Annotated in this window: 23 protein-coding genes; 11 read left to right on the forward strand and 12 right to left on the reverse strand. The window is 35.3% G+C overall.

What is annotated here, in order from left to right:
- Positions 1–204 precede the first annotated feature (204 nt).
- Positions 205–1,482 (reverse strand): DUF2851 family protein, encoded by a 1,278-nt coding sequence (locus C7377_RS00015; RefSeq protein ID WP_116495298.1) that lies wholly within the window; start codon positions 1,480–1,482, stop codon positions 205–207.
- 97 nt (positions 1,483–1,579) lie between these two features.
- Here C7377_RS00015 and C7377_RS00020 point away from each other — a divergent pair, with 97 nt between their 5' ends.
- Positions 1,580–2,290 carry a YebC/PmpR family DNA-binding transcriptional regulator gene (locus C7377_RS00020; protein ID WP_116495299.1) on the forward strand — a complete coding sequence of 237 codons (711 nt, stop codon included), beginning with the start codon at positions 1,580–1,582 and terminating at the stop codon, positions 2,288–2,290.
- Positions 2,291–2,339: 49 nt separating this feature from the next.
- The gene (locus tag C7377_RS00025; RefSeq protein WP_116495300.1) at positions 2,340–2,984 is read left to right on the forward strand and encodes a trimeric intracellular cation channel family protein; all 645 of its coding nucleotides are present in this window, start codon (positions 2,340–2,342) and stop codon (positions 2,982–2,984) included.
- Here C7377_RS00025 and C7377_RS00030 read toward each other — a convergent pair.
- Entirely contained in the window at positions 2,981–4,117 is a 1,137-nt protein-coding gene (locus C7377_RS00030) for a mechanosensitive ion channel family protein (protein ID WP_207778368.1), read from the reverse strand. The two genes, C7377_RS00025 and C7377_RS00030, sit on opposite strands and share 4 nt — an antisense overlap.
- A 66-nt stretch (positions 4,118–4,183) precedes the next feature.
- Here C7377_RS00030 and C7377_RS00035 point away from each other — a divergent pair, with 66 nt between their 5' ends.
- The gene (locus C7377_RS00035) at positions 4,184–5,218 is read left to right on the forward strand and encodes a glycosyltransferase family 9 protein (protein WP_116495302.1); all 1,035 of its coding nucleotides are present in this window, start codon (positions 4,184–4,186) and stop codon (positions 5,216–5,218) included.
- 6 nt (positions 5,219–5,224) lie between these two features.
- Here C7377_RS00035 and C7377_RS00040 read toward each other — a convergent pair whose 3' ends face one another.
- Entirely contained in the window at positions 5,225–6,658 is a 1,434-nt protein-coding gene (locus C7377_RS00040; protein WP_394336356.1) for a glycosyltransferase family 2 protein, read from the reverse strand.
- Between the two features lie 4 nt (positions 6,659–6,662).
- The gene (nagB, locus tag C7377_RS00045) at positions 6,663–8,651 is read right to left on the reverse strand and encodes a glucosamine-6-phosphate deaminase (RefSeq protein WP_116495304.1); all 1,989 of its coding nucleotides are present in this window, start codon (positions 8,649–8,651) and stop codon (positions 6,663–6,665) included.
- An 88-nt stretch (positions 8,652–8,739) separates the two neighbouring features.
- Between nagB and C7377_RS00050 the strand changes: the two genes are divergently transcribed.
- Positions 8,740–9,573 (forward strand): ATPase, encoded by an 834-nt coding sequence (locus tag C7377_RS00050; protein WP_116495305.1) that lies wholly within the window; start codon positions 8,740–8,742, stop codon positions 9,571–9,573.
- Here the strand turns inward: C7377_RS00050 and C7377_RS00055 are convergent.
- From C7377_RS00055 to C7377_RS00065, 3 genes are all read right to left on the reverse strand, one after another.
- Positions 9,570–10,667: a T9SS type A sorting domain-containing protein gene (locus tag C7377_RS00055; RefSeq protein ID WP_133241442.1), complete on the reverse strand. Its 1,098-nt coding sequence runs from the start codon at positions 10,665–10,667 to the stop codon at positions 9,570–9,572. The genes C7377_RS00050 and C7377_RS00055 overlap by 4 nt on opposite strands.
- A complete protein-coding gene (hemN, locus tag C7377_RS00060; protein WP_116495307.1) occupies positions 10,667–12,019 on the reverse strand; it encodes an oxygen-independent coproporphyrinogen III oxidase in 1,353 nt (450 codons plus the stop codon). Before hemN ends, C7377_RS00055 begins: the two co-directional genes overlap by 1 nt.
- Before the next feature lie 104 nt (positions 12,020–12,123).
- The gene (locus C7377_RS00065) at positions 12,124–12,882 is read right to left on the reverse strand and encodes an SDR family NAD(P)-dependent oxidoreductase (protein ID WP_116495308.1); all 759 of its coding nucleotides are present in this window, start codon (positions 12,880–12,882) and stop codon (positions 12,124–12,126) included.
- 142 nt (positions 12,883–13,024) lie between these two features.
- Between C7377_RS00065 and C7377_RS00070 the strand changes: the two genes are divergently transcribed.
- Genes C7377_RS00070 through C7377_RS00090 form a run of 5 tightly spaced genes read left to right on the forward strand, consistent with a single transcriptional unit; the run spans position 13,025 to position 17,667 of the window.
- Positions 13,025–13,468 (forward strand): DUF4293 domain-containing protein, encoded by a 444-nt coding sequence (locus C7377_RS00070; protein ID WP_116495309.1) that lies wholly within the window; start codon positions 13,025–13,027, stop codon positions 13,466–13,468.
- Positions 13,465–15,663 (forward strand): patatin-like phospholipase family protein, encoded by a 2,199-nt coding sequence (locus C7377_RS00075; RefSeq protein ID WP_116495310.1) that lies wholly within the window; start codon positions 13,465–13,467, stop codon positions 15,661–15,663. Before C7377_RS00070 ends, C7377_RS00075 begins: the two co-directional genes overlap by 4 nt.
- A gap of 6 nt (positions 15,664–15,669) precedes the next feature.
- Positions 15,670–16,374 (forward strand): glycosyltransferase family 2 protein, encoded by a 705-nt coding sequence (locus C7377_RS00080; RefSeq protein ID WP_116495311.1) that lies wholly within the window; start codon positions 15,670–15,672, stop codon positions 16,372–16,374.
- Positions 16,375–16,379: 5 nt separating this feature from the next.
- Positions 16,380–17,030, forward strand: a complete 651-nt coding sequence (locus C7377_RS00085; RefSeq protein ID WP_116495312.1) for a lipid-A-disaccharide synthase N-terminal domain-containing protein — start codon at positions 16,380–16,382, stop codon at positions 17,028–17,030.
- A complete protein-coding gene (locus C7377_RS00090) occupies positions 17,011–17,667 on the forward strand; it encodes a hypothetical protein (protein WP_133241443.1) in 657 nt (218 codons plus the stop codon). Before C7377_RS00085 ends, C7377_RS00090 begins: the two co-directional genes overlap by 20 nt.
- On the opposite strand, the gene C7377_RS00095 is transcribed toward C7377_RS00090, so the two are convergent.
- From C7377_RS00095 to C7377_RS00110, 4 genes are read right to left on the reverse strand one after another with little or no spacing between them, the layout of a single operon-like run.
- A complete protein-coding gene (locus C7377_RS00095; protein ID WP_116495314.1) occupies positions 17,642–18,352 on the reverse strand; it encodes a tRNA1(Val) (adenine(37)-N6)-methyltransferase in 711 nt (236 codons plus the stop codon). The genes C7377_RS00090 and C7377_RS00095 overlap by 26 nt on opposite strands.
- Positions 18,345–19,001, reverse strand: a complete 657-nt coding sequence (locus C7377_RS00100) for an ABC transporter ATP-binding protein (protein ID WP_116495315.1) — start codon at positions 18,999–19,001, stop codon at positions 18,345–18,347. The genes C7377_RS00095 and C7377_RS00100 overlap by 8 nt, the downstream gene beginning before the upstream one ends.
- A gap of 3 nt (positions 19,002–19,004) precedes the next feature.
- Entirely contained in the window at positions 19,005–19,535 is a 531-nt protein-coding gene (locus C7377_RS00105) for an RNA methyltransferase (RefSeq protein WP_116496180.1), read from the reverse strand.
- Positions 19,535–20,815, reverse strand: a complete 1,281-nt coding sequence (locus C7377_RS00110) for an arginine deiminase (protein WP_116495316.1) — start codon at positions 20,813–20,815, stop codon at positions 19,535–19,537. Before C7377_RS00110 ends, C7377_RS00105 begins: the two co-directional genes overlap by 1 nt.
- Before the next feature lie 79 nt (positions 20,816–20,894).
- Between C7377_RS00110 and C7377_RS00115 the strand changes: the two genes are divergently transcribed.
- Together C7377_RS00115 and C7377_RS00120 are read left to right on the forward strand one after the other, a co-directional pair.
- Positions 20,895–21,524, forward strand: a complete 630-nt coding sequence (locus tag C7377_RS00115) for a DUF4294 domain-containing protein (protein WP_116495317.1) — start codon at positions 20,895–20,897, stop codon at positions 21,522–21,524.
- Positions 21,524–22,162: an O-methyltransferase gene (locus tag C7377_RS00120; protein ID WP_116495318.1), complete on the forward strand. Its 639-nt coding sequence runs from the start codon at positions 21,524–21,526 to the stop codon at positions 22,160–22,162. The genes C7377_RS00115 and C7377_RS00120 overlap by 1 nt, the downstream gene beginning before the upstream one ends.
- Before the next feature lie 380 nt (positions 22,163–22,542).
- Here the strand turns inward: C7377_RS00120 and C7377_RS09720 are convergent, their stop codons facing one another.
- Entirely contained in the window at positions 22,543–22,668 is a 126-nt protein-coding gene (locus C7377_RS09720; protein WP_262494774.1) for a hypothetical protein, read from the reverse strand.
- Positions 22,669–22,885: the final 217 nt, after the last annotated feature.

Here is a 22,885-nt window from a genome sequence, read left to right on the forward strand (position 1 = left end):
TTTATTACCTACCAAATATTACTGCAACTTTTTTACAAAGTTTTTTGTGCCCAAAATCTCAAAGACCTAATTATCAAGCAAATCATTCAAAAAAAATATTTTCAGCTTTTTTAGTACATCAAAAAAATAATCCCAAATTTCCTCATTACAGCTTGTCAAAATATCGACTGAATTGTCAGAAAAATGAAAGGAATAGGCGTGCTTTTATATGTAGCATGTCTTTAATATTTCATGACCTATAGTGCATTGCTCACATCGTCTAAAGTCACAATAATTATTTTTTAATTGGATTAATGCTTGAGTATCATAGGAAGATTTTGGTTTTTGTCCTAATCTGTTAAATCCATGAATAATATAGTTACTTTCAGCATCGATCTCGCCCAATAGTCTTAGAGCCTTTTCTTGCCATTTAATATCACCTATATATTGAGAATATGCAAATAATAATGGAACAACACTATTTATTATAAGGATATCTTGTAATTTTTCGCCAATTTTTCGCTGAGACTCTCGAGCACTCTCTTTGCCAAAAACATAATGTTTACACCAATATTCAGAAGTTCCAAATTCAAACAGTTTTCTCAAGCTTTCCAACTGTTCAATGTTTAACAACTGTGAAAAAATTCCCGATGACTTGTGAATAAGCATTGCTAACTGTGCAATACGTAATGAGGGGAAATTTGCAGGTCTTAATCTTAAGTACTTCCATTGGCTCACTTCCATTGGTGCTAAATCATATTTTCTTTGAAGAAATTGATATTCAGTTTTCAACTTCTTGAAATAACTGTCATCTATTTCATCTTCTAGCATTCCTGCCTGCCCAAAAAGCAAAGCTTCTATTTGCAACAAAGAGGACTTATGCTTTGCTAAAATATTTTGAGGCAATCTTCTTGCAAGTTGCTCGAATATATCGCCATTTAATTTTTGTCCGAGATAACGAACGAATAATTGATATGCAGTTTCTTCCCAATCATTATTATTTTGTGAAAGCAAATGAAATACAGTTTCCGTTTTTGCTTCCGAACGTTCTATTACCAATCGTTGTAACCACATATTCTTAATAAATGAGGAAACCCTGGCAAAATGTTTTTCACAGTAAATAAATTGCTTGCTCGAAAATGTATTTTGAAAAATATTGTAATACTTCAGCAAATCCGGAAAAATAAAAGTCAGTAACTCACGCCCATCCTCTGTATAAACGTTTCTATCTTTTTCTGAGACAAAATGTAATACTACGTTGTTATAAGCTGGATCGCTATGGTGATTATGAGTATACCAATCTGACGACTTAATGTGAAATTCTACACAACCACTCCATTCAACATCATCTATCTTAAGCTTAACGTGTGAAACATCTGCACCTGCATTGGTATTTTGAAATCCTTTATTTAGTACGACAAATGAAATGCCTTCGACCGTATCATATTTAACCTGCAAACGGACATGATGTTGCCATATATAATATAGAAATTCTTCATTCATTCATTGCAAGATACTATTTTTCTTCACTTTTTCTTTCGTTGTAGCTGAACTAATCGTATTTTTACACCAAATTTTTATAATAATATATAAATAAATTATGGGAAGAGCATTTGAATTTAGAAAAGAACGCAAGTTTAAGCGCTGGGCAAAGATGAGTAAAATGTTTACCAAGATTGGTAAGGAGATTTCCATGGCAGTTAAAAATGGAGGTCCTGACCCAACGACCAATGCAAGATTGCGTGCAGCTATACAAAATGCGAAATCTGCCAACATGCCCAAAGATAATGTTGAACGTGCCATCAAAAAAGCTTCCTCTAAGGAGCAAGGTGATTTTAAAGAATTGGTTTATGAAGGCTACGCCCAACATGGTATTGCGGTAATCGTAGAAACTGCAACTGACAACCCTACACGTACTGTTGCTGACGTGAGAAGCTATTTCAATAAAACAGGAGGGAACTTAGCGACTTCTGGATCGGTAGAGTTCTTGTTTGATCGTAAATGCCACTTTAAAATTAACAAAGAAGAGCGGGATTTAGAAGAACTTGAATTAGAACTAATCGATTATGGTGCAGAGGATGTTTTTGAAGAAGATGATAATTTTATCATGATATATGGAGACTTCCCTAATTTTGGTTCAATACAAAAAGCTCTTGAAGACATGAATATTGAAATCGTAGAGTCTGGTTTTGAACGCATTCCACACGTTACCAAACAAATAACTGAAGAACAACAAGCTGATGTTGAAAAACTGCTTGAAAAATTAGAGGATAATGATGACGTACAGCACGTATATCATGACATGGCATAGCTTATCATCTTTCTTAAAATTTATAACTACGTAATCTTTATACTCTCACATGGATAGCTTTACTTTCTTTAACAATCATTTGGATTATATCGTTATCCTTGATCACTTGGGGACGTTTGCTTTTGCTGTTAGTGGTATTCGGTTAGCTTATCTTGACCGCCTTGACTGGTTCGGCGCCTATGTTGTTGGCTTAGTAACAGCTATTGGAGGGGGTACTACTCGAGATGTACTACTTGACACTACTCCATTTTGGATGGAACAACCCTCTTATCTTATCATAACTGGATTAGCACTTATTACTGTACTACTCTTTGAAAGCATTATTCAAAAAATGAGCAAAACACTGTATATCTTTGATGCTATTGGATTGGGATTATTCACCGTTGTGGGCATTGAAAAAGCACTAGTATTTGATTTCCCTTGGTGGGTGGCTATTCTCATGGGTATGATTACAGGGGCTATTGGGGGTGTTATTCGAGATGTTCTATTAAATGAAACTCCCCTGATTTTCCGAAAAGATGTCTATGCCATGGCATGCATTTTAGGCGGGGTGGTCTTTTTTATCAGTGATGAAATAGGAATGTTGCATTCTTTTTCAGGAATACTTGCCGCTACTACGGTTATTGTAGTTCGCATTATAGCTCTCCAATATCATATTGAGATCCCTATATTTAAACCGAGAAAGGAACTTTAATTGACTTCGGCAGGTTTTTCACTACTATTATTGTTGCCAGAACTGTCATCATTTTTGAATACCACTGTGCGATAAGGAAATGGAATTTCAATACCTTCATCATCAAAACGAATTTTAATACTCTCTAAAACGTCATAACGGAGTTGGTAAGCCTCTGAAGAAGTACGAGCCCATGCCCAAGCACGAATTACCACTGAGGAGTCATCTAGACTTATAACTGCAGTGCGCACTAGAGGTTTCCCAATCTCTCTATCTGTGAAACTTCTATTGTCTAAAATATTAGGGTGATTTTCACACTCCTCACGCATTATTTGCTTTGCTAAAGCAATATCACTGTCATATGATATCCCTATTTCTATACGTTCACAGCATTTTGAATCTATTAGATCATAATTAATCAAACGTTCTTTATTGATAATGGCATTCGGTACCAATATCATTTTGTTTTCATAATTACGAATAACTGTATGCCGTAACGTAATTTCCTCAACAACCCCTTGCATTCCTTCTGAGATTTTAACAGTTTGCCCTACTCGGAAAGGACGAAATATAATAATGAAGATACCACTTACAATATTTCCCAATGCCTCCTGTGATGCAATACCGGCAATAACTGCGATAACACCAGCACCACCAAGAGCAGTGGTAGCAATTGTACGCATAGAGGGGATTGTAGCAAGTCCAACTAAAATTCCAATAAAATAAATACCATAAACTATAAAACGTCTTAAGAAGAGTAGTGTTGTAGAATCTTCTTTATGTGTTATTTTATTTTTAATAGCATTCTTAAACCAAAGATTCACTGATGACGCTAAAACAATAGTAGCTACTGCTATAACTCCTAAATATATTGCCATTTGAAAATTTCGTTCAAGCCTCGCTTGCTTGTCTCCTTCAACAACCAGAAGAAAAATAACGATAACTCCTAAAACCAACCAAAGTGTATTCAATATTCTTTTTACAAATCTTAATGAATGCGTCTCGTTACTAGAGTATTTATTCTGAAATCTCTTAATCAGCAACAAATAGATTTGATTAGTAATTAATCTTAAGAGAAAATATGCACCAATTATTATTCCTAAGTAAATAAAGAACCATCTATTTTCATAAAAAAAGTCTACCATAATATGCATATCTAAATTATCTATAGTCAAAGATAACTATATTTGCATAATATATTGGAGTACAGCAACCAGCTAATGGGAGAAAAAAAGAAAATCAAAATACTTATTATCCGATTTAGTTCTATTGGAGACGTTTTGCAATGTATGGGAATCATTGGTGGCATACGCAAACGCTACCCAAGTGCAGAAATCCATTGGGTGGTACGTAGCGATATCGCTCCTATATTAGAAATAGACTCACGTATTGACAAGATTTGGGCATTTGATAAAAATAATGGTTTCAAAGGACTATGGGATTTAACGGGCAAACTTCACAAGGAAAATTTCACACACATATATGATGCCCACAGCAACATTCGCTCCAATATTATTAAGCTAAGCCTTTGTCCTTTTTGGAAAAGATGGATAGGTGCAACTCCAAAGTACACTTTACGTAGTAAGAACAGACTAAAACGTATTTTGTTATTCAATTTCCGAGTTAATTTATTCCCAAAACCCTTTGAAGGAATGGTTTCCTATCAAAAGCCGTTAGAAAAATGGGGTATAACTGAATTGCATATAGCCCCCAATTCATGGAATTTCCCGAATGATTCTATGCAAAAAGTAAAAAATCTCGTCCCGCATGAATTAAAGGAATATATTTGTCTTGTGCCCTCTGCTGCTTGGGAACTTAAACGATGGCCGATAAACTATTGGAAAGATCTTATTGTGTTGATGCCTGAACAAAAATTTATCATCATTGGTGGTCCACAAGATGATTTCTGTGAGGAAATTGCTTCAGTAGCTCCAGATCGCACTAAAAATTTTGCAGGAAAAACTTCCTTATTAGATTCATGTTATACTGTTCACGAAACTGCCTTAACTATTTCAGCAGACACAGGCTTTATCCATGCTGCTGATTTGTTTGGTAAAAAAGGGATATTCTTAGCCGGTCCTACAGCTTTCGGTTTTCCTACAGGCAATCAAATTCGTGTTCTTGAAAAGGAAATGCCTTGCCGACCTTGTACAAAGGACGGCAGAGGCACATGTTCACAGGAAATCCACAAAGAATGTTTGATTTCATTAACACCTAACTTAGTTGCACAGACAGTGAAGGCAATGCTTGACTAATTAAATTTATTTTTTGATTCTCGCTTCCAATTCTAAAGTTCGGATACTATCTTTATAGTGATTGTGCGCATTTTGCTTTTCTATTGACAAAGAAGCATCAGAATTATCCTCCCAACGGCGACAGAGATAAACAGGCTCATAAATTCTTCCTATCTTATAATCTCTTGAAATAGCCAAAGCCACTGCATAGTCTTCACCATAACTTACATTGGGAAATCCGAGCTCTCTGATGATAGGTGTATAGAAAGCACGTGGAGCTCCCAGTCCATTAATTCTTAAAGCATTATTCATTCCATTTTCAGGAGTCCATTCTTTATGATCAATAACTCCGGGGGGTATTTCTTCAAGATCAAAATTGGTCATTAGGTAAGTTCCAATAACCATTGCACATTGTTCTTCATAAAATGTATCTACAATTTTTTGAAGTGTATTCTCATCAGAATACAAATCATCACTATCTAATTGAATAGCAAACATTCCACATTTTTTGTGATTGATTCCTTCATTCCAACAGCCTCCAATTCCCAAATCTCTTCGACTAGGAATAACGTGAGTTACTTTACTATGTTTACGAGCAAACTCTGCTAATATTTCGGTAGTTCCGTCTGTCGAATAATTATCCACCACAATTAAATTATAATCGAAATCTGCTTCTTGTTTTAATACTGAAGAAACGGCATCAATAATTGTTTTCTTACGATTGCGAACAGGTATAATAACGGAAGCTTTTACTTTAAAACCCTTTTCATCAAACATGACAGGATCGAAGTCTGGAGTTACTAAAGCATTTAAATCTTTGAGATGCTCCGTACATGCTTGTTCCATTTCTATTTGGACTTCTCTTTGCTTTGGATCAACATAATCAAAAATTTTCTTCCCTGAAGCTCTTTTATCTACAACCGCTAATGTATATAAGGACTCTCCAATACGACGGATAGACCGTTTCTGTGAGATCTTTAATCGTAAATCATACAGTCCTGCATATTGATAATCTGATTTCATTGAAGATACAGCTTCTTTCAGTGCTTGTGTATCGAAACACAACAAAGCTCCAAAATTAAAATCATCACGCAAAGCGCCTCTTTGGTAATCAATTAAGGGATGGTTGGAATATTGTTCTCTATTTTCATCAATATAATCAGAAAATATTATCCCAATATTATTACTAGCCACTTGCTCCATACGTTCAATAGCTCTGTACCCTAACGTAACCCTGTCTGCATCTAAAATAAAGAGGGTTTGCTTAGTCTCGCTCTTATTAGCAATTTCTTTCAGTGTCTCAGTGCTATACAGTGACTTTACGGTCATATATTCGCTCTTCTCTCCTTTGGGAGTCACAATATAGACATTCTCTACTAATTGATTTTTCTTTAATTCTTTGACAAGACTTTCTGTCTTGACCGGTTTATATGTAAATAAGAAACAATTCATTAATTCAATTTTTTTAAGGTATATATCTTACGAAAGCTTCAATAGCTTCATATTCTGCCAATCCTAACTTGTTGTATTGCATCGCAGTATCTCGGTTTCTATCCTCAGCTCGTTGCCAAAAAAGACGAGAATCTCCACCCATAAATGGAGCTGCTTCCATTTGTGATTGGTGTCTCAATATTGCATTTCTTTTTTGTCTCAATTCATCTGGACTTAGCGGCACAGCCATTTCTATTTCATCAACAGCCCACTCTTGCCAAGCTCCTCTATAGAGCCATACCCAGCAATCATCAAGCCAATCATCTCCATCTTTTTTTATTTGATCCAGTGCAAGGAATAATGCTTCTAGACAAACTTTATGAGTTCCGTGCGGATCCATAAGATCACCGGCGGCATAAATTTGGTGAGGTTTTACTTCCCGCAATAATTCTTTGATAATATCTATATCAACTTGGGTCAGTGGATTCTTTTTTACCTGTCCTGTTTCGTAAAAGGGCAGATTCAAGAAATGGAGTTTGTTTTTTGGAACACCGACATATCTACAAGCTGATTTAGCTTCCTCTTGACGAATTAAAGTTTTGGCTTTCAGTATTTCTGGCAAAGCCATTTCTCTTTCGTCTTTATCCTTCTTCAGAAATGCTTTTATTCTGTTATAATTTTCATGAACAGCTCCTTCACCATTATATTCTTCTTCAAAAAACCTCTTAAAGAAAGACAAATAACGCAAGACTTCATAATCGGCCACTGCAATATTCCCTGAAACCTGATAGGCTACATGCACATCGTGTTTTTGATCTACCAATCGCTTAAGAGTTCCTCCCATCGAAATTACATCATCATCAGGATGAGGACTAAACACAATGACTCTCTTCTGCTCAGGTTCTTTTCGCTCAGGCCGGTTGGTGTCATCCGCATTGGGTTTGCCGCCTGGCCAGCCTGTAATGGTATGTTGCAAAATATTGAAAACTCTAATATTCACATCATAGGCAGACTTATAAACGACGAGTAACTCACCAAGACCATGGTCGCTATAATCCTTATCAGTGAGTTTCAATATAGGCTTATTCGTTTTCATGCACAAGTCCGTAATTGCTCTAAGAATAAGGTTTGGTGTCCAATCACACGAAGCTACTTTCCATGGATATTTAACCCGTGTGAGTTCTCCAGCAGCATAAATATCTACCACGAATTTTACATTTTTATGTTGTTGTAAAAAACTAGCTGGGACATCATCAGTTATCTTACCTTCTACAGCTTTCTTTATAATTTCTGCCTTATTGCTACCCCAAGCTAAAAGAATAATCTTCTGAGCTTTGAATATAGAACCAACTCCCATAGTAATTGCACCTTTTGGCACTTCTGAAAGGCTACCAAAATCTTTCACTGCATCATCTATTGTAATGTCGTCTAAAGCGATAATTCTCGTATAAGAATTCATGTATGAGCCAGGTTCATTAAAACCTATATGCCCAGTACGACCAATACCTAAGAGCTGTAAATCAATCCCCCCGACTTCATCTATCTTTTTTTCATAGGCATTGCAATACTCTTTGATTTTATCACGTGCTACACTGCCATCAGGAACATAAATATTTTCAGGTTTAATATCAACATGATCAAACAACAGTTCATTCATATAATGATTGTAACTATTCACTGAAGTTTTTTCCATTGGATAATACTCATCCAAATTAAAAGTGATTACATTAGAAAAGCTTAAATTATCCTCTTTATGCAACCGAACCAGTTCTTTATAAACTCCGCGCGGACTATTTCCAGTTGCTAAACCTAACACACACATCTCACCCTTTTGTTGCTTTTCTCGTATCAAGTCAGCTATCTCCTCAGCAACGACTTTACATCCTTCTTCTTCATACTCATATATATCTAAGGGAATATGTTCTTCGCGAGTAAGCTGCGAATGCTCAAAATCATCCTTAGCTTTACGAAAAGTCCTTCTGTGTTTTTTTAATGAAGAGTTAGTTTCAAATATACTTTTCATGCCATTCCCTTTTTAAAATTGTATAACGATTCCAAATTTACAAAAAAAAGGGTAATTTTACCTCATTATAAAATATAGCCTAAACTAAATGAAATTAATAGCAGATAGCGGTTCTACCAAGACAGATTGGATTCTCACAAATCAAGGCAAACGTGTGCATAAAATAACGACTCAAGGAATCAATCCTTTTTATCAAAATACAGAGCAAGTTACAGCCATCCTTGAAAATGAATTATTGCCAGAATTAGGGAATGAGAGTCCCAATAATCTTTTTTTTTATGGGGCTGGTTGCTCTTTTGAAGATAAAAAAGAAATTTTGGCTACTGCTTTTAAGAATGTATGGGGACATGAATTGGGTCTATCATTAAACTCAGACCTAATTGCTGCTGCTAGAGCTCTGTTTGGCGATACTGAAGGAATAGCTTGTATTTTAGGCACTGGGTCGAACTCTTGCCACTGGGATGGTTCTGCGATTGTGACGAATGTTCCTCCGCTTGGATATATTCTCGGTGATGAAGGTAGTGGAGCTGTTCTTGGCAAACTGCTTATTGCTGATCTGCTCAAAAATCAACTTCCTCATGAGTTGAGAAATAAATTTTATGCTAAATACAATGTTTGCTACGAAGATTTAATGGCGGAAGTTTATAAAAAACCTTTTCCTAACAGAAGCTTGGCCAGCTATACTTATTTTATTAGTGAAAATATCCATGAAGAGTCTATGTATCATTTAGTTCAGACTGCGTTTACTAGTTTTGTAAAACGAAATCTATCTCAATACCCAAAACAACTAACTGTGGGGTTTGTTGGCTCTATTGCAAACGCATTTGAACCTGTTCTAGTAGAGGTACTTACGAAACAAGGTTTTACTGTTGGGAAGTTTATACAGTCACCTATAGAAGCTCTGGAAGATTACCACGCCTAGTAGATTATAAACTTCCTGAAAATTTGATGTCCTTCAGCGTCTGTAGTTTTCAATAAATATATTCCTGTAGGAAGAGATTCTATGTCAATCGTAATATTCTCGATAGTCCCAGTATATCTTATATTGTTTTCATAATAACTATTGCCAATCATAGAAACAATTTCAATATTGAGTTCAATGTCCTTATCCCAAACAATAGAACAAAATAAGGATGTATTATTCTGAGCTATAATTTTGTTATCTGGAATGTCATAAACCTTCAAATTCTTTTGGGGATTAATATCTAACATTATTCCTACAGGTCTATGCACAATATTTTCCTTTGGTTCCTCTCCTAGAACAGCCTCCTTTGTTTCGAGTGCCCCAAGTCTTCTATATGTAACATCTCCAGAATCAGGAAGCATTAGACCTGTGGATACATACAAAAAATCAACATCTTTATGCCATAATAAACGCGAATCTTTATCATAGAGATAATAATAAGTCTGTAAGTTCAGAAATGAAATATTGTTCTTCGGCAATTCGAAATACCTTTCTTCCAACATTCCAAATGGGGACAAACTACCACCCGTCAATATAAAATCACCATTCAACTTTTTATCATGAATATAATTTAAAATGCCTTGGAGTTGAATGATGGGGTGATTGACCACGGATTGTTTATATACGAGCAAATGAACAGGCTCGGTTGTGTCCTTAAACAACAATTCATGATGAAAAAAAAGAGCATTCTCGTATTGAATGGTTTCAGATTTCTTGACCGTAAGACTATTTTTATTGTAGCATAGTGAGTGCCTTAAGTCACTAAAAGTTAAATGAATTACCCCGAAAGGGTTATCTTTCTGAACATTATAGACTGCATTACTAATGTAAAACTCATCTCCACTATCCTCAAAAACGCTATACAAATCTACGTTTTCTATTTCCAACAAATCTCTAACTTCTTTCTCTTTGTAATCCTTGTATTCTTTTGTATCTTCATGATATTTCATAAACAAATTATAGTGTAAGAATCGTATTGATTGGTCTTGTGCTCTTAAAGAAAAGCTTAAAATCATCAACCAAAATAATCCTATAATTTGTATTCTATTCACTATATAGATTTTGAAAAGTTAAATTGCTTATTTACATCATAATTACGATCAAAAACACTACAAATATTACGTAAAAATATCATCCCTAAATCTGTCACTGTAAGAGTATCCTCATCAAACATTATTAATCCCTCAGACTGCATAACGCTCAGTGTTTCAAAGTCTGATTTTGTAAGATAAGTTCTAATTTCTGGGGTAATTGATAACTGTCTTTTGCATGCGATATCAAGTATTGCTCTTTTAATGCATTCATCTTCTGGCGTTAAAATATAAGAACGTTCGTAAGCCCATCTGTTCTCTTGTATTTTTTTCTCATACTTACTTACGTGTTTCTCGTTCTGTATATACATTGTATCAAAATCGGAAATAGAAGAGGCTCCAAGTCCTATCAACATTTTCGTATGTGAAGTATTGTAACCCATAAAATTACGATGCAATCGTCTTTCTTTGTAAGCTTTATACAAATCGTCAGACTCTAACGAAAAGTGATCTAATCCAATATCATAATAGCCACTGGATATTAGCAGTTCTTTACCTTTTTCATATAATGCTCTTTTTTCAGCATTATCAGGTAAATCTTCATCAGTAAATGTGCGTTGCATTTTCATCTTCCAAGGCACATGGGCATAGGAATAAAAAGCTATTCGCTCTGGCATCAACAAAGCGACTTTTTCAATAGTATCTTCAACAGACGAGAGCTTTTGCTTCGGCAAACCATATATCAAATCATAATTGACAGATGAATAACCAATCTCCCTTGCTTTTTCAGTAATAGACTTTACAGTTTCGTAATCATTTTTTCTATTGATTGTTTCTTGCACAATCTCATCAAAATCTTGTACTCCAAAGCTCACTCTATTAAAACCTACGTTATAGAGAGTATCCAAATGCTCCTCTGTAGTTATTCCAGGATGTGCCTCAAAGCTGAATTCATGAGACTCATGCATCTTAGCATCTTTCATTATGCTCTCGATAAGATACTTTAAGTTCTCTGGTGAAAAAAAGGTCGGTGTACCACCGCCTAAATGTAATTCCCGGATTATAGGTGTGCCATCAAACAAACTACGATATCTTTGCCACTCAGTAAGCACAGCTTCAATATATGAATCTTCAACTTTATGGTTCTTGGTAATTATCCGATTACAAGCACAGAATGTACATAGATTTTCACAATACGGCAGATGTATGTATATGCTTATGCCACTTTTAGTATTAGATTTTCTAAAGGATTTTTTTATTATAGATTCTATACTATCCATAGTACCTAATGAGTCTCCCCAACAAGGAGCCGTAGGATAACTTGTGTATCTAGGGACAGGCACATTATATTTTTTTATTAACTCCTCAATCATTCACGCTACTTTTACACGATTAATACAAAAATACTGTTTTATAGAACACAACAGCCTTAAAAATCATTAAAAAAACATTGAAGCACAATAAGATTTGAAGCATTTTATAATTCTCTTTTTGCAATCGTGCTTGATGCCTGTGAGTTCGGGAAAATAAGAACATCGGCTATACTTACATGTTTCGGACGTGTAACAATAAACACAATAGTTTCTGCCACATCTTCTGCAAGTAAGGGTTTCAGTCCTTTGTAAACTTTATTATTTGCATCTGCATCTTTTAATCTAACTACAGAGAATTCCGTCTCCACCATTCCAGGGCAAACTTCACTTACCTTAATTCCATAAGGGTTCAAGTCAATACGCATACCTTTTGTAATCGCTTCTACTGCATGCTTAGTGGCACAGTATACGTTGCCTTTCGGATAGGTTTCCTTTCCTGCTACAGAACTGATATTGACAATATGTCCTTCACCCCTCTCTATCATTAATGGCATTACTTGCTTAGATACGTAAAGTAAACCTTTCACGTTGGTATCTATCATCTGCTCCCAATCCTCTAACTTACCATCTTGGATGGTGTCCATTCCTGCAGCAAGCCCCGCATTATTAATAAGAACATCTATGCTTTTCCATCGATCAGGCAATGATTTAAAAGCCTCAACTACTTCTTCGTTATTTCTTACATCAAAGGCTAAAGGCAGTGCTTCAGCTTTATGTTTCACTTTTATTTCTTCAGCCAATTCCTCTAAGCGCTCTCCCCTACGACCCGTAATAATCACATTATGACCACAGGAGGCAAGAGCTATCGCAGTGGCTTTGCCAATTCCGGAAGTGGCTCCGGTTATAAGTGCTATTTTTCTCATGTTTTTCCTCTTTTGTTACACAAATGTACTGTTTTTTAGTGAAGGATATGCCTATTTAACATAAATCTATTGGCATACATAGCATAATTACACAACATTCTATATCTTTGTTTTTTAGTAATGAATAATTAGACGTTTTCTTATGATACAACGGATTCAAACTATATATTTATTGGCAGTGTTTGTCTTGATTGTACAAGTTTTCATTTTCCCATTTCTCATATTTTTCAATGAGCAGGAAACGATAGAATTTAGTGCATTGAGGATTAGTAATGGTGAATACCTGATTCCTTTAACTATTTTATACGGAGTAATATTACTAATTACTTTGGTAAGTATCTTCTTGTTTAAGCATCGGCTTGTTCAAGCTCGACTTACTGTTATCAACATGTTTTTATTATTTGGAAGCATTGGTTTAGTTGCTTACTACGGCTGGGAAATGAGTAAATCTCTGCCCACACACGACATTAAGTATAACTTCACCTGCTTGTTTCCTATACTTGCTATCATTTTTAATTTCTTGGCATTAAAAGGCATACAAAAAGATGAAGCTTTAGTACGATCTGCTAATAGGTTACGCCCATGACAAGAAACAAATTAAGCATCTTTTTGTCCGTCATTTTCTTGCTTCTTACTGCAAAGATAGATGCGCAAAACATAGAGAATCAACAAGATTCTGTAAAATCTAGACCTACAGTAGCACTAGTCCTTAGCGGTGGCGGAGCAAAAGGTTTTGCTGAAATAGGTACACTTGAAGCTATCGACGAACTAGGCATACCAATAGATTATGTCGTTGGGACAAGCATGGGAAGCATTGTGGGAGGATTTTATGCAATTGGATATTCGGGAAAAGAAATCGCAGAGCAAGTTGATAAGATAGAATGGAGTACCGTTTTTACCGATAAAATAACAAGCCGTAAGATACCTGTTATAATAAAAGATGAGCTGAGTAGATATGCCTTTTCATTTCCTATAAAAGATAAAATACGACTTCCCAAAGGAATTATTCAAGGGCAACGGGTAATGAATATTTTATCAAAGTACACCATTGGTTATCATCAAGATAAAGATTTTTCAAATCTACCTATACCTTACTCCTGTGTGGGTACTGATATTGAAACTGGTGAAGCTGTTGTTTTTGAAAGAGGTTCACTACCTATCGTAATGAGGGCAAGTATGGCAATTCCCTCTGTATTTACACCCCAAAGAGTTGGGAATAGAGTCTTTGTGGATGGTGGTGTTATCAACAACTTTCCGGCTGATGTAGCCAAGGCAAAAGGTTTTGATTATATTATTGGCGTGTACGTACAATCTCCATTACTAGAGCAGAGCGAGATAAATTCAGCAGCAGACATTGTGAACCAGCTTGTGAGTTTTGCAGGCAAACCCCGTTTAGACCAAAACAAAAAGCTAACCGATATTTATATAAGCCCTAATATTACCGGTTTCAATGCTGGAAGTTTTGATAAAGAAGAAATAGATACGCTGATACAGCGAGGCAGAGACGCAGCAAAGAAACACTATGATGAACTAAAGGCTTTAAAAGAAAAATTAGGAGAAAATGTTGCTAAAGAAGAGTTATCGCCTCCTCCGTTTGATGAACCTATAAGATTCAAAGCAATAAAAGTAAAAGGTCTTGAGGATATCAGCGAGAATTTATTCTTTACCAAATTAGATTTGGATGATAAAGACAGTATTTCTGTGGATGAACTTGAAAAAACCATAGGTGATGTATCTTCTGTGTTAGGCTTAGATTTATTGACCTACAAAGTTCTCCAAGACACTTTGCAATTCGATGCTCACGAGCGTTTATCCAATAGGTTTAATGTTGGTTTGCATTATGACAGTGACAACGAAGGCAGTGTTTTAATGAATCTAACGCTAAACAATCTGTTAATCAAAAATTCCAGAGCTTCTGCAGATGCTATTTTAGGAAGAGATTTACAATTCACAGGTCGCTATACGATAAAATTTGGTAAAGTGCCTTACCTGAATTTGATGTTTGACACAAAGGATTACAGCCTCACTAGATATATAAAAAATGATAAGGTTATAGAAGGTGATGTTACCTATGTAAAGTTTGATATGAATGCCCAAATGATACTTTGGGATAATTACTCAGCGGGTGTGGGAATTAGAAAAGAATACGTGGACTATAAGGATGTTACGCACATGAACACCATCCTGTCTGAGAGAACTGGAAATGATTGGTACACACATCATTATGCCTTCATCAGTTTGGATATCTTAGATGATCCATCCTACCCTACTCGAGGTATTCGTTTTGATGGGGAAGCTAATTATATATCTAATGGTGCAGGAGAAACAGGCACAGTTTTGTATGCCAACCTAAAAAGAGCTTATTCCATAGGAAAGAAATTCTCAACAATAGTAAACCTTTATGGCAGAACTATTTTAGATAATCAATTAAGTCCTATTTATAAAAATTATTGGGGTGGTATCAACGATACCAAATACCTAACTAAACATATTCCATTTGTAGGAGCTAATTGGGTACAAGGCTATAATGATATGATGGCTGTGGCACGTATCGACTTTAGGTATAGATTATTTAAAAACAATTACTTGGTATTGGCAGGTAATTATGGACGCTATTCCGATGACATTGATAATTTTTTTAGCAGTATTCCAGAGAATATTTGGGGTGGCGGTATTACATACTCCTATGATAGCATAGTTGGTCCTATTGAAGCAACAATCATGCATTCCACAGAAGTAAGTAAGCCAATTCTTCATGTTAGTATTGGATATAATTTTTAAACAAATATGAAAGAATTCACCATCATTATTCCTATATATAATGAAGTAGATAACATCTCACGACTCACGGAGACTATCCACAAATATATTTCAAACGCGAGTGTGCCAACCAATGCGTTATTAGTTGATGATGGCTCTACTGATGGCAGTTTCGAAGCAATTCAGCAAGCATGTACAAAATATTCTGAGTTAAATTATATTTCATTTCAAGAAAACAGAGGACTAAGTGCTGCTATAAAAGCGGGATTTGATCATGCAACTTCCGAATATGTTGGATATATAGATGCTGACTTGCAAACTACGCCAGAAGATTTTGAAATACTTCTTCCTTATCGTAAAGACTATGCAATGGTCACAGGCATTCGCCAAAATAGACAAGATAGTTTCGTAAAAAATATGTCCTCAAAAATTGCGAATAGCTTTCGCAGGATGATGGTACATGATAACATAGAAGACACTGGTTGCCCTTTAAAAATCTTCAAAACTGCTATAGCTAAAAAAATTCCATTTTTTAATGGAAACCATCGCTTTTTTGCAGCCTTAGTTCAAATGTTTGACGAGGAAGTTAAGCAAGTTCCTGTTAAGCATTTTCCTAGAGAAGCTGGTCAAGCTAAATTTGGATTGTCTAATAGACTTATAGCACCTTTTATGGATTGTTTTCATGTAAAATGGTTGCAAAAAAGACATCGTAATTATCAAATTAAGAATTAAGTTTAATGGGTTTTGAAATCACTTATGTAGCCCTTATTGGATTTATTGCACAGGGACTTTTCTTTTCTAGATTTGCAGTGCAACTTATTTTATCAGAAAGAGCAAAAGCCTCCATATCACCATCTATATTCTGGCAATTAAGCTTAATCGCTTGCTATCTAATGATGACATACGGCTACTTAAGAAATGATTTCTCTATCATTGAAGGTCAAATTATTGCTTATTTCATATACATACGTAACTTACAACTGAAAGGTGTCTGGGGAAAAGTACCAAAACTTATCAAGCTCATTTTGATTGCTACACCTATTCTTGTTATTGGATATGGTCTCTTCAACTATGTGGACATTGTAAAACCTCTTTTCAGAGATCCACCCGCTACCGCGACATGGCTGATTCTAGCAACTATTGGGCAAACCATTTTTGCATCCCGCTTTATCTATCAATGGGTATATTCAGAATATAAAAAAGAATCTATTTTCCCTTTAGGTTTTTGGGTTATTAGTATTTTAGGATCTGCCATTATTACTGTTTACGCAATTTTTGCTAAAGATTTAGTCCTACTTATTGGACAAGGCTTCGGGTTAATTGTTTACAGTAGAAATTTTTATCTCAGATTATTAGAAAATAAGAAGAATGAAGAGGTTAGTATATAGTCTTCCGATAATATTCATTGTGATGGCGTGTAGTTCCACAACATCTGTGCATCAATCTATTTGGCATAATAATACCCCAAAAGCACCAGCATCCATCTTTCATAAAACTAATGGAATCACACTTGCCGTAAGTAATGATAGCGAATTTTTGTATATAGATATAGAAAGCACAAATCCTCAAGCTATCGATAAAATAAGACAACTTGGTTTATCAGTTTGGCTAAGCAAAGGAGCTAATCCCAATAAAACTTATGGCATTCATCATCCCTTACCATTCAAAAATACTGAAGACAACGTCGCATTGGAAGGTTTTAACCAAGCTCCAATGGTTGCTTTACCAATAAATGATATAGATCCACTAAAAATCAAATCATCTTTATTGCCTGAGTTGATGATTTATAGTCTGAAAGTACCACTTACTGAGATTGATTTAAGGAATGCAGAAATCTTCACAATAAGTGTAGCTTCTTTTAGTCTAGGTAAACAAGAGTATCTGTCAGGACTTACTACAGCTGAAGAGATAGAACGTCGCTTGAACGAGTACAAAGCAAATCCTAACTATGAAGAGCACCAGCCAGAACTCGTGCCATTTTACAACACTTTTCAACTCGCTAAAAAGCCAAATAAAAATCCTTAAGCAACTTCTTATAGTTTCCCGTATATCGATGTCTAGTTTCTGTTTCAATAGTTAACTCTTCTTCAATAACTTTCATTTCCAAAAAACTGAATGACATCAGAATCCGTTTAGGTCGTTTATTGGGATTTGGGTAGACCGTACACAATTTATTACAATAAAGCCCACTATCTTTTGCCATAGAAATTATTTCAACTTGCCGTTCAATTGGGATAATAATTGAAAAAATTCCCTGAGTGGAAAGCAAGTCTGCAACTTTTTTTAATAAATCCCTAAAAGAAAATTTAGTAGTGTGTCGAGCGATTTCCCTATCTGAAACAGCTGGTAACACTCCATTGGAAAAAAATGGAGGATTACTTACAATACAGCCAAACTTATTAGACGAATCGTAATTTTGAATATCAATATGAGCAGCCTCTAATCTCGAATCAAAAGGTGACATTTTAAAGTTCTTAGTTGCTTGCTCGATTGCATCAGTGGAGATATCTATTCCTAAAACTTTAGCTTTGGGGAAACGTTGTGCCATCATCATAGCAATAACACCTGTACCTGTTCCAATATCAAGAATAGCTTTTACGTCTTTGGGAGCTTTAGCCCATGCTCCTAATAAAACACCATCAATACCAACTTTCATAGCACATCGGTCTTGAGCAACAGTAAACTTTTTAAAGTGAAATGGTTTACTCATTAATGATACGTCCGTCTTTCATAACCAATTTACGGTCACATTGGTCTGCAAAATCACTATCGTGTGTGACAATTACAAAAGTTTGCCCCAATTTATCACGTAAGTCAAAAAACAATTGATGTATTTCTTCTTTATTTGCAGAATCCAGATTTCCTGTAGGTTCATCAGCAAAGATAATTGCTGGGTTATTCATCATAGCTCGGGCAACAGCCACCCGCTGATTCTCACCTCCTGAAAGTTCTGAAGGTTTATGGTTTATTCTATCTTTTAATCCTAATATTGTGAGTAATTCTAAAGCTCTTTCTTCACTTTCTTTTCTTCCTTTCCCTAATATATAGGCTGGAATACAAACATTTTCAAGAGCAGTAAATTCAGGCAATAAATGATGAAACTGAAAGATGAAACCAATTTCTTTATTTCTAAATTTTGCTAATCGTTTCTCCCCGTATTTAGAAATATCTTCCCCGTTAAACAAAAGATTGCCTCCATCTGCTTTGTCGAGTGTACTTAATATTTGTAGTAAAGTCGTTTTTCCTGCACCACTAGCCCCTACAATTGCAACCACTTCTTTTGCATTGATTTCAAGCGATACATCTTTAAGTACTTGCAGTTGATCGTAAGACTTTGTAATATTAGTAGCCGTTAACATATTTTACTTTCTAAATTGTCTATAAAATTCCCATAGCACCATTCCTGCACTTACGGAGATATTCAGGGAATGTTTGGTTCCTTCTTGTGGAATCTCTATACATTGTTCACAACAATCTACGACCTCTTGCTGTACTCCCTTAACTTCGTTACCAAAAACGATAGCTAGTCGCTCATCTCGTTTTACTTGGAACTGATGCAACATAGTGCTGCTTTCCGTTTGTTCAATGGCTAGCAGTTTATATCCATCACTTTTAAGAACTTCCAATGCTTCTTCTGTACTTTCGACGTATTTCCAAGGTACAGCATCCTCAGCTCCCAAAGCAGTTTTATGAATATCACGATGTGGTGGTGTCGCTGTAATACCGCAAAGGTAGATTTTTTCTATTCTTAGAGCATCGGCCGTTCTGAAAACAGAACCAATATTATTCAAACTTCTGACGTTATCTAAAATAACTACGACAGGAAGCTTCTCTGCCAATTTGTATTCCTCGGCAGAGAGTCGCTTCATTTCATTGTTTTTGAGTTTACGCATTACCAATTTACTGCATCGCGTCTTACCGGCATTGTCATGCAACGCGCCCCTCCGCCTCCGCGTGGTAACTCGGAACCACTTAGAGTTACCAAACATCTTTCATAATCATCAACGTTTACCTTACCGCTTATTACATCCTCTGCCTTTAGAATTTCAAAACCATGTTTATTTAACTCCTCAGCAGTGTAATTATTTCTTCTGTAACCAATAATTTTGCCTGGAGCAAAAGCAAAGAAATTTGCACCGCTATGCCACTGCTCGCGTTCCTGATGCCAAAGATCCGATCCTCCACAAGTTACAGGTTCTAAATCCATTCCTAATTCCTTCAAGGTTTTTATAACAGATTCTTTTTGCTGTATTTTAACCTTATCTCCTTGCACTGTGATGTGTATCGTCCTATAACGTGATGGTTTTAGTAGTAATGGACTATATGTCATGCATTTATTCTTGTCCAACAAGGTAAATACCATATCCATGTGAATGAATGATTCTGGAGTTGACGGTAATTCCTGCACTATAATATGACGCTCCTTACCATCATTATAAGTTTTTAGCATTTCAATCATGTAATCAACACCTTGCGTTGAAGTTCTCGTTCCATTGCCGATAATTAAAATATCATCACGAGCAATCAGAACATCTCCACCTTCAATATTTAGATTTTTATCAAAGTCAGGACTTGACAAAGGATTGCAGACCGTAGTTTTTACTTCTGGATGATTTTCAAAAATGGTCTGCATGACCAAGCTTTCTCTATCTCTGACATCATTTGCCATATTGCAAATCAAAACCTTATCATACACAGATACAGAAGCATCTCTTGTAAAGAAAAAGTTGTGTAAAGGACGCAATACAAAACGTTCATCAGAAACAAAGTCGGTGAGATTGTTCTTCTCTAATGGAAGACCTTCAATTAAAGCTGTTGCTAATGCTTTTGTATCCAATTCTTCAAGTCGTTTTTGCAATCTTTTCCGCTGTGTTGGAAATTTAACATTATCCTCCATCTCACAAACTTTAGAAATCAATTCGCTTCGTAGAGAGGAGTCGCTTAAAACATCAGCTAAAAGCTCTTTGACTTGATACGTTTTAGTTAATTTGCCTAAGAGATCCTTAAAAACTTTGTATTCTTTCGTAACTACATCAAGACTCAATATATCACTGTACAATGCTCGCTCTGCAGTACCAGGCGTCATATTCTCTACCTCACTTCCTGGTGTGTGAAGTATAACGCCTTGTAACTTTCCAATCTCTGAATATACTTTTGTTTGAGATGCTTCCATTGGTTTTTGGTTTTTTTAGTTCATTTTGACACAAAAGTAACTATTTTTGGGTATAATTATTGCTTTTTATGCATGCAAAATGTTGAAGTTTCATAACATATTAACCGCTTTATTCTTACTTTGTTCGTGGTCGGCGTATTCACAAGTACTGCCATACGAGGATGATGAGATAAAACCGTATTACTATACGATTGGTGCTGATAGTCTTATTTGTGTTCATCTGCCTGAAATTATAATTGAGCCAGGACGTTCAACTATCGTTGCTATGGGCAAAAAAGTTCCGAGAAGATACAGAAAAGGCACGCGTGCTTACAACAGAACAATACGAAATTTGAAAGTGGTCTATCCTTTAGCAAAAAAAGCGGCTAAAAAAATTAGAGAAATTGACAGTCAGTTGCAAACTATTGAAGGAGAATCAGAAAGAAAAGCATTTATTAAAAGAGAATACAAAAAATTAATGGATATTTATAAAGAGCCAATGAAAGATTTAAAAATCTCTCAAGGCAGAATGCTAATAATTCTTGTTCATCGTGAAACAGGAAATACTTCCTACGAGCACATAAAAATGTACAAAGGAGGGCTAACCGCTTTCTTTTGGCAAGGTATAGCAAGACTTTTTGGCAACGACCTAAAGAAAGCTTACGATCCGTATGGCGAACACATTTATTTAGAAGCCCTGATTGCCAGGTACGAAAGAGGAGAACTATAATGAAAAACACTGCAAAACTCAACGAATACGTAAAAAACCATAGCACCGAGGAAGACAAAGTACTTCAAGAGTTGGATAGAGCCACGCATCTGCATGTTCTCCGAGCTAGGATGCTCTCTGGTCACGAACAAGGCATGCTCCTCTACCTGCTTGTACGAATGCTAAAACCACAACGCATATTAGAACTCGGTACCTACACGGGCTACTCGGCAATAAGTATGGCAAAAGGATTAGATGATGGAGCAAAATTGATTTCAATTGACAAAAACGATGAATTACTGCCATTTGCTCAAGAGTTCGTGAGGAAAGCCCATTTAGAAGATAAAATTGAACTGCTTTCAGGTGATGCTAAAAACCTCATACCCTCATTAAATGACACATTTGATTTGGTTTTTTTAGATGCTCACAAGGCTGAATATATAGACTATTACAACCTAGTCTTTGACAAAATTCCCTCTGGTGGATTTATCCTTGCCGATAATGTTCTTTGGGACAGCAAAGTTCTGGAAGACACCCCCGACTCCGACGCACAAACGCAAGGAATTATCGCTTTCAATAAATTGATAAAAAAAAACAACAGAGTGGAAAACCTTATCCTTCCCATCCGTGATGGAATCAATATTATTCGAAAGAAATAAGGAGATAAAAGAGGAGATACTACTTACATTCTATGGAACATTACAATATCGAAATGTAACATTAATAAAGTTTGTTCTCTTCAAGGTTGTGTTTTGAGAATATTTTTCTAAGATTCATTAGTACTCTCTTTACATATTAAATAATTATTAATTCAATTTAATTAGTAATAAATATCCTTATATTTATGCGATGTATAAATTTCTTCAAATTATCACATAAAAAACCAATTCAAAATTTAACAGTTAACGCAATTTAAGATAACAATGACGATCATTATGATATAAAACTATTATATGAATACAAATAACTCGATATCGATTTGTCAAAAAATATTAAATTCTATTCTACATTAAAACATTGCTATCATGAAAAAAAACATTTACATCTTTATTGCATCAATACTTATGATATAGGTAGGTATTTTCAGAGGTCTTGGAGGGGTTTTACTAATTCTTAACGGTAATTCCTTACCTGTTGAACCACCAATAATTGCTTCAAATCTCATTTCAAAACTATGTGGAATAGGATTAATAATAGTTTTTGTTCTATTTGTTTATTCAGCATATCTCTTATTAACTCGAAGATATGTAAAAGGATTCAAATTGAGTTGGGTTGCGATTGGTTTATTCTTAATTGGAGGAATTGTAAATGGTTATTTGCTATTTAATAATCCATTCGTCCAAGACCAAATTCTAAATTTATCTGCTTCGATTTTGATTGGA

This window comes from Balneicella halophila, assembly GCF_003096835.1.
GTDB lineage: Bacteria > Bacteroidota > Bacteroidia > Bacteroidales > Balneicellaceae > Balneicella > Balneicella halophila.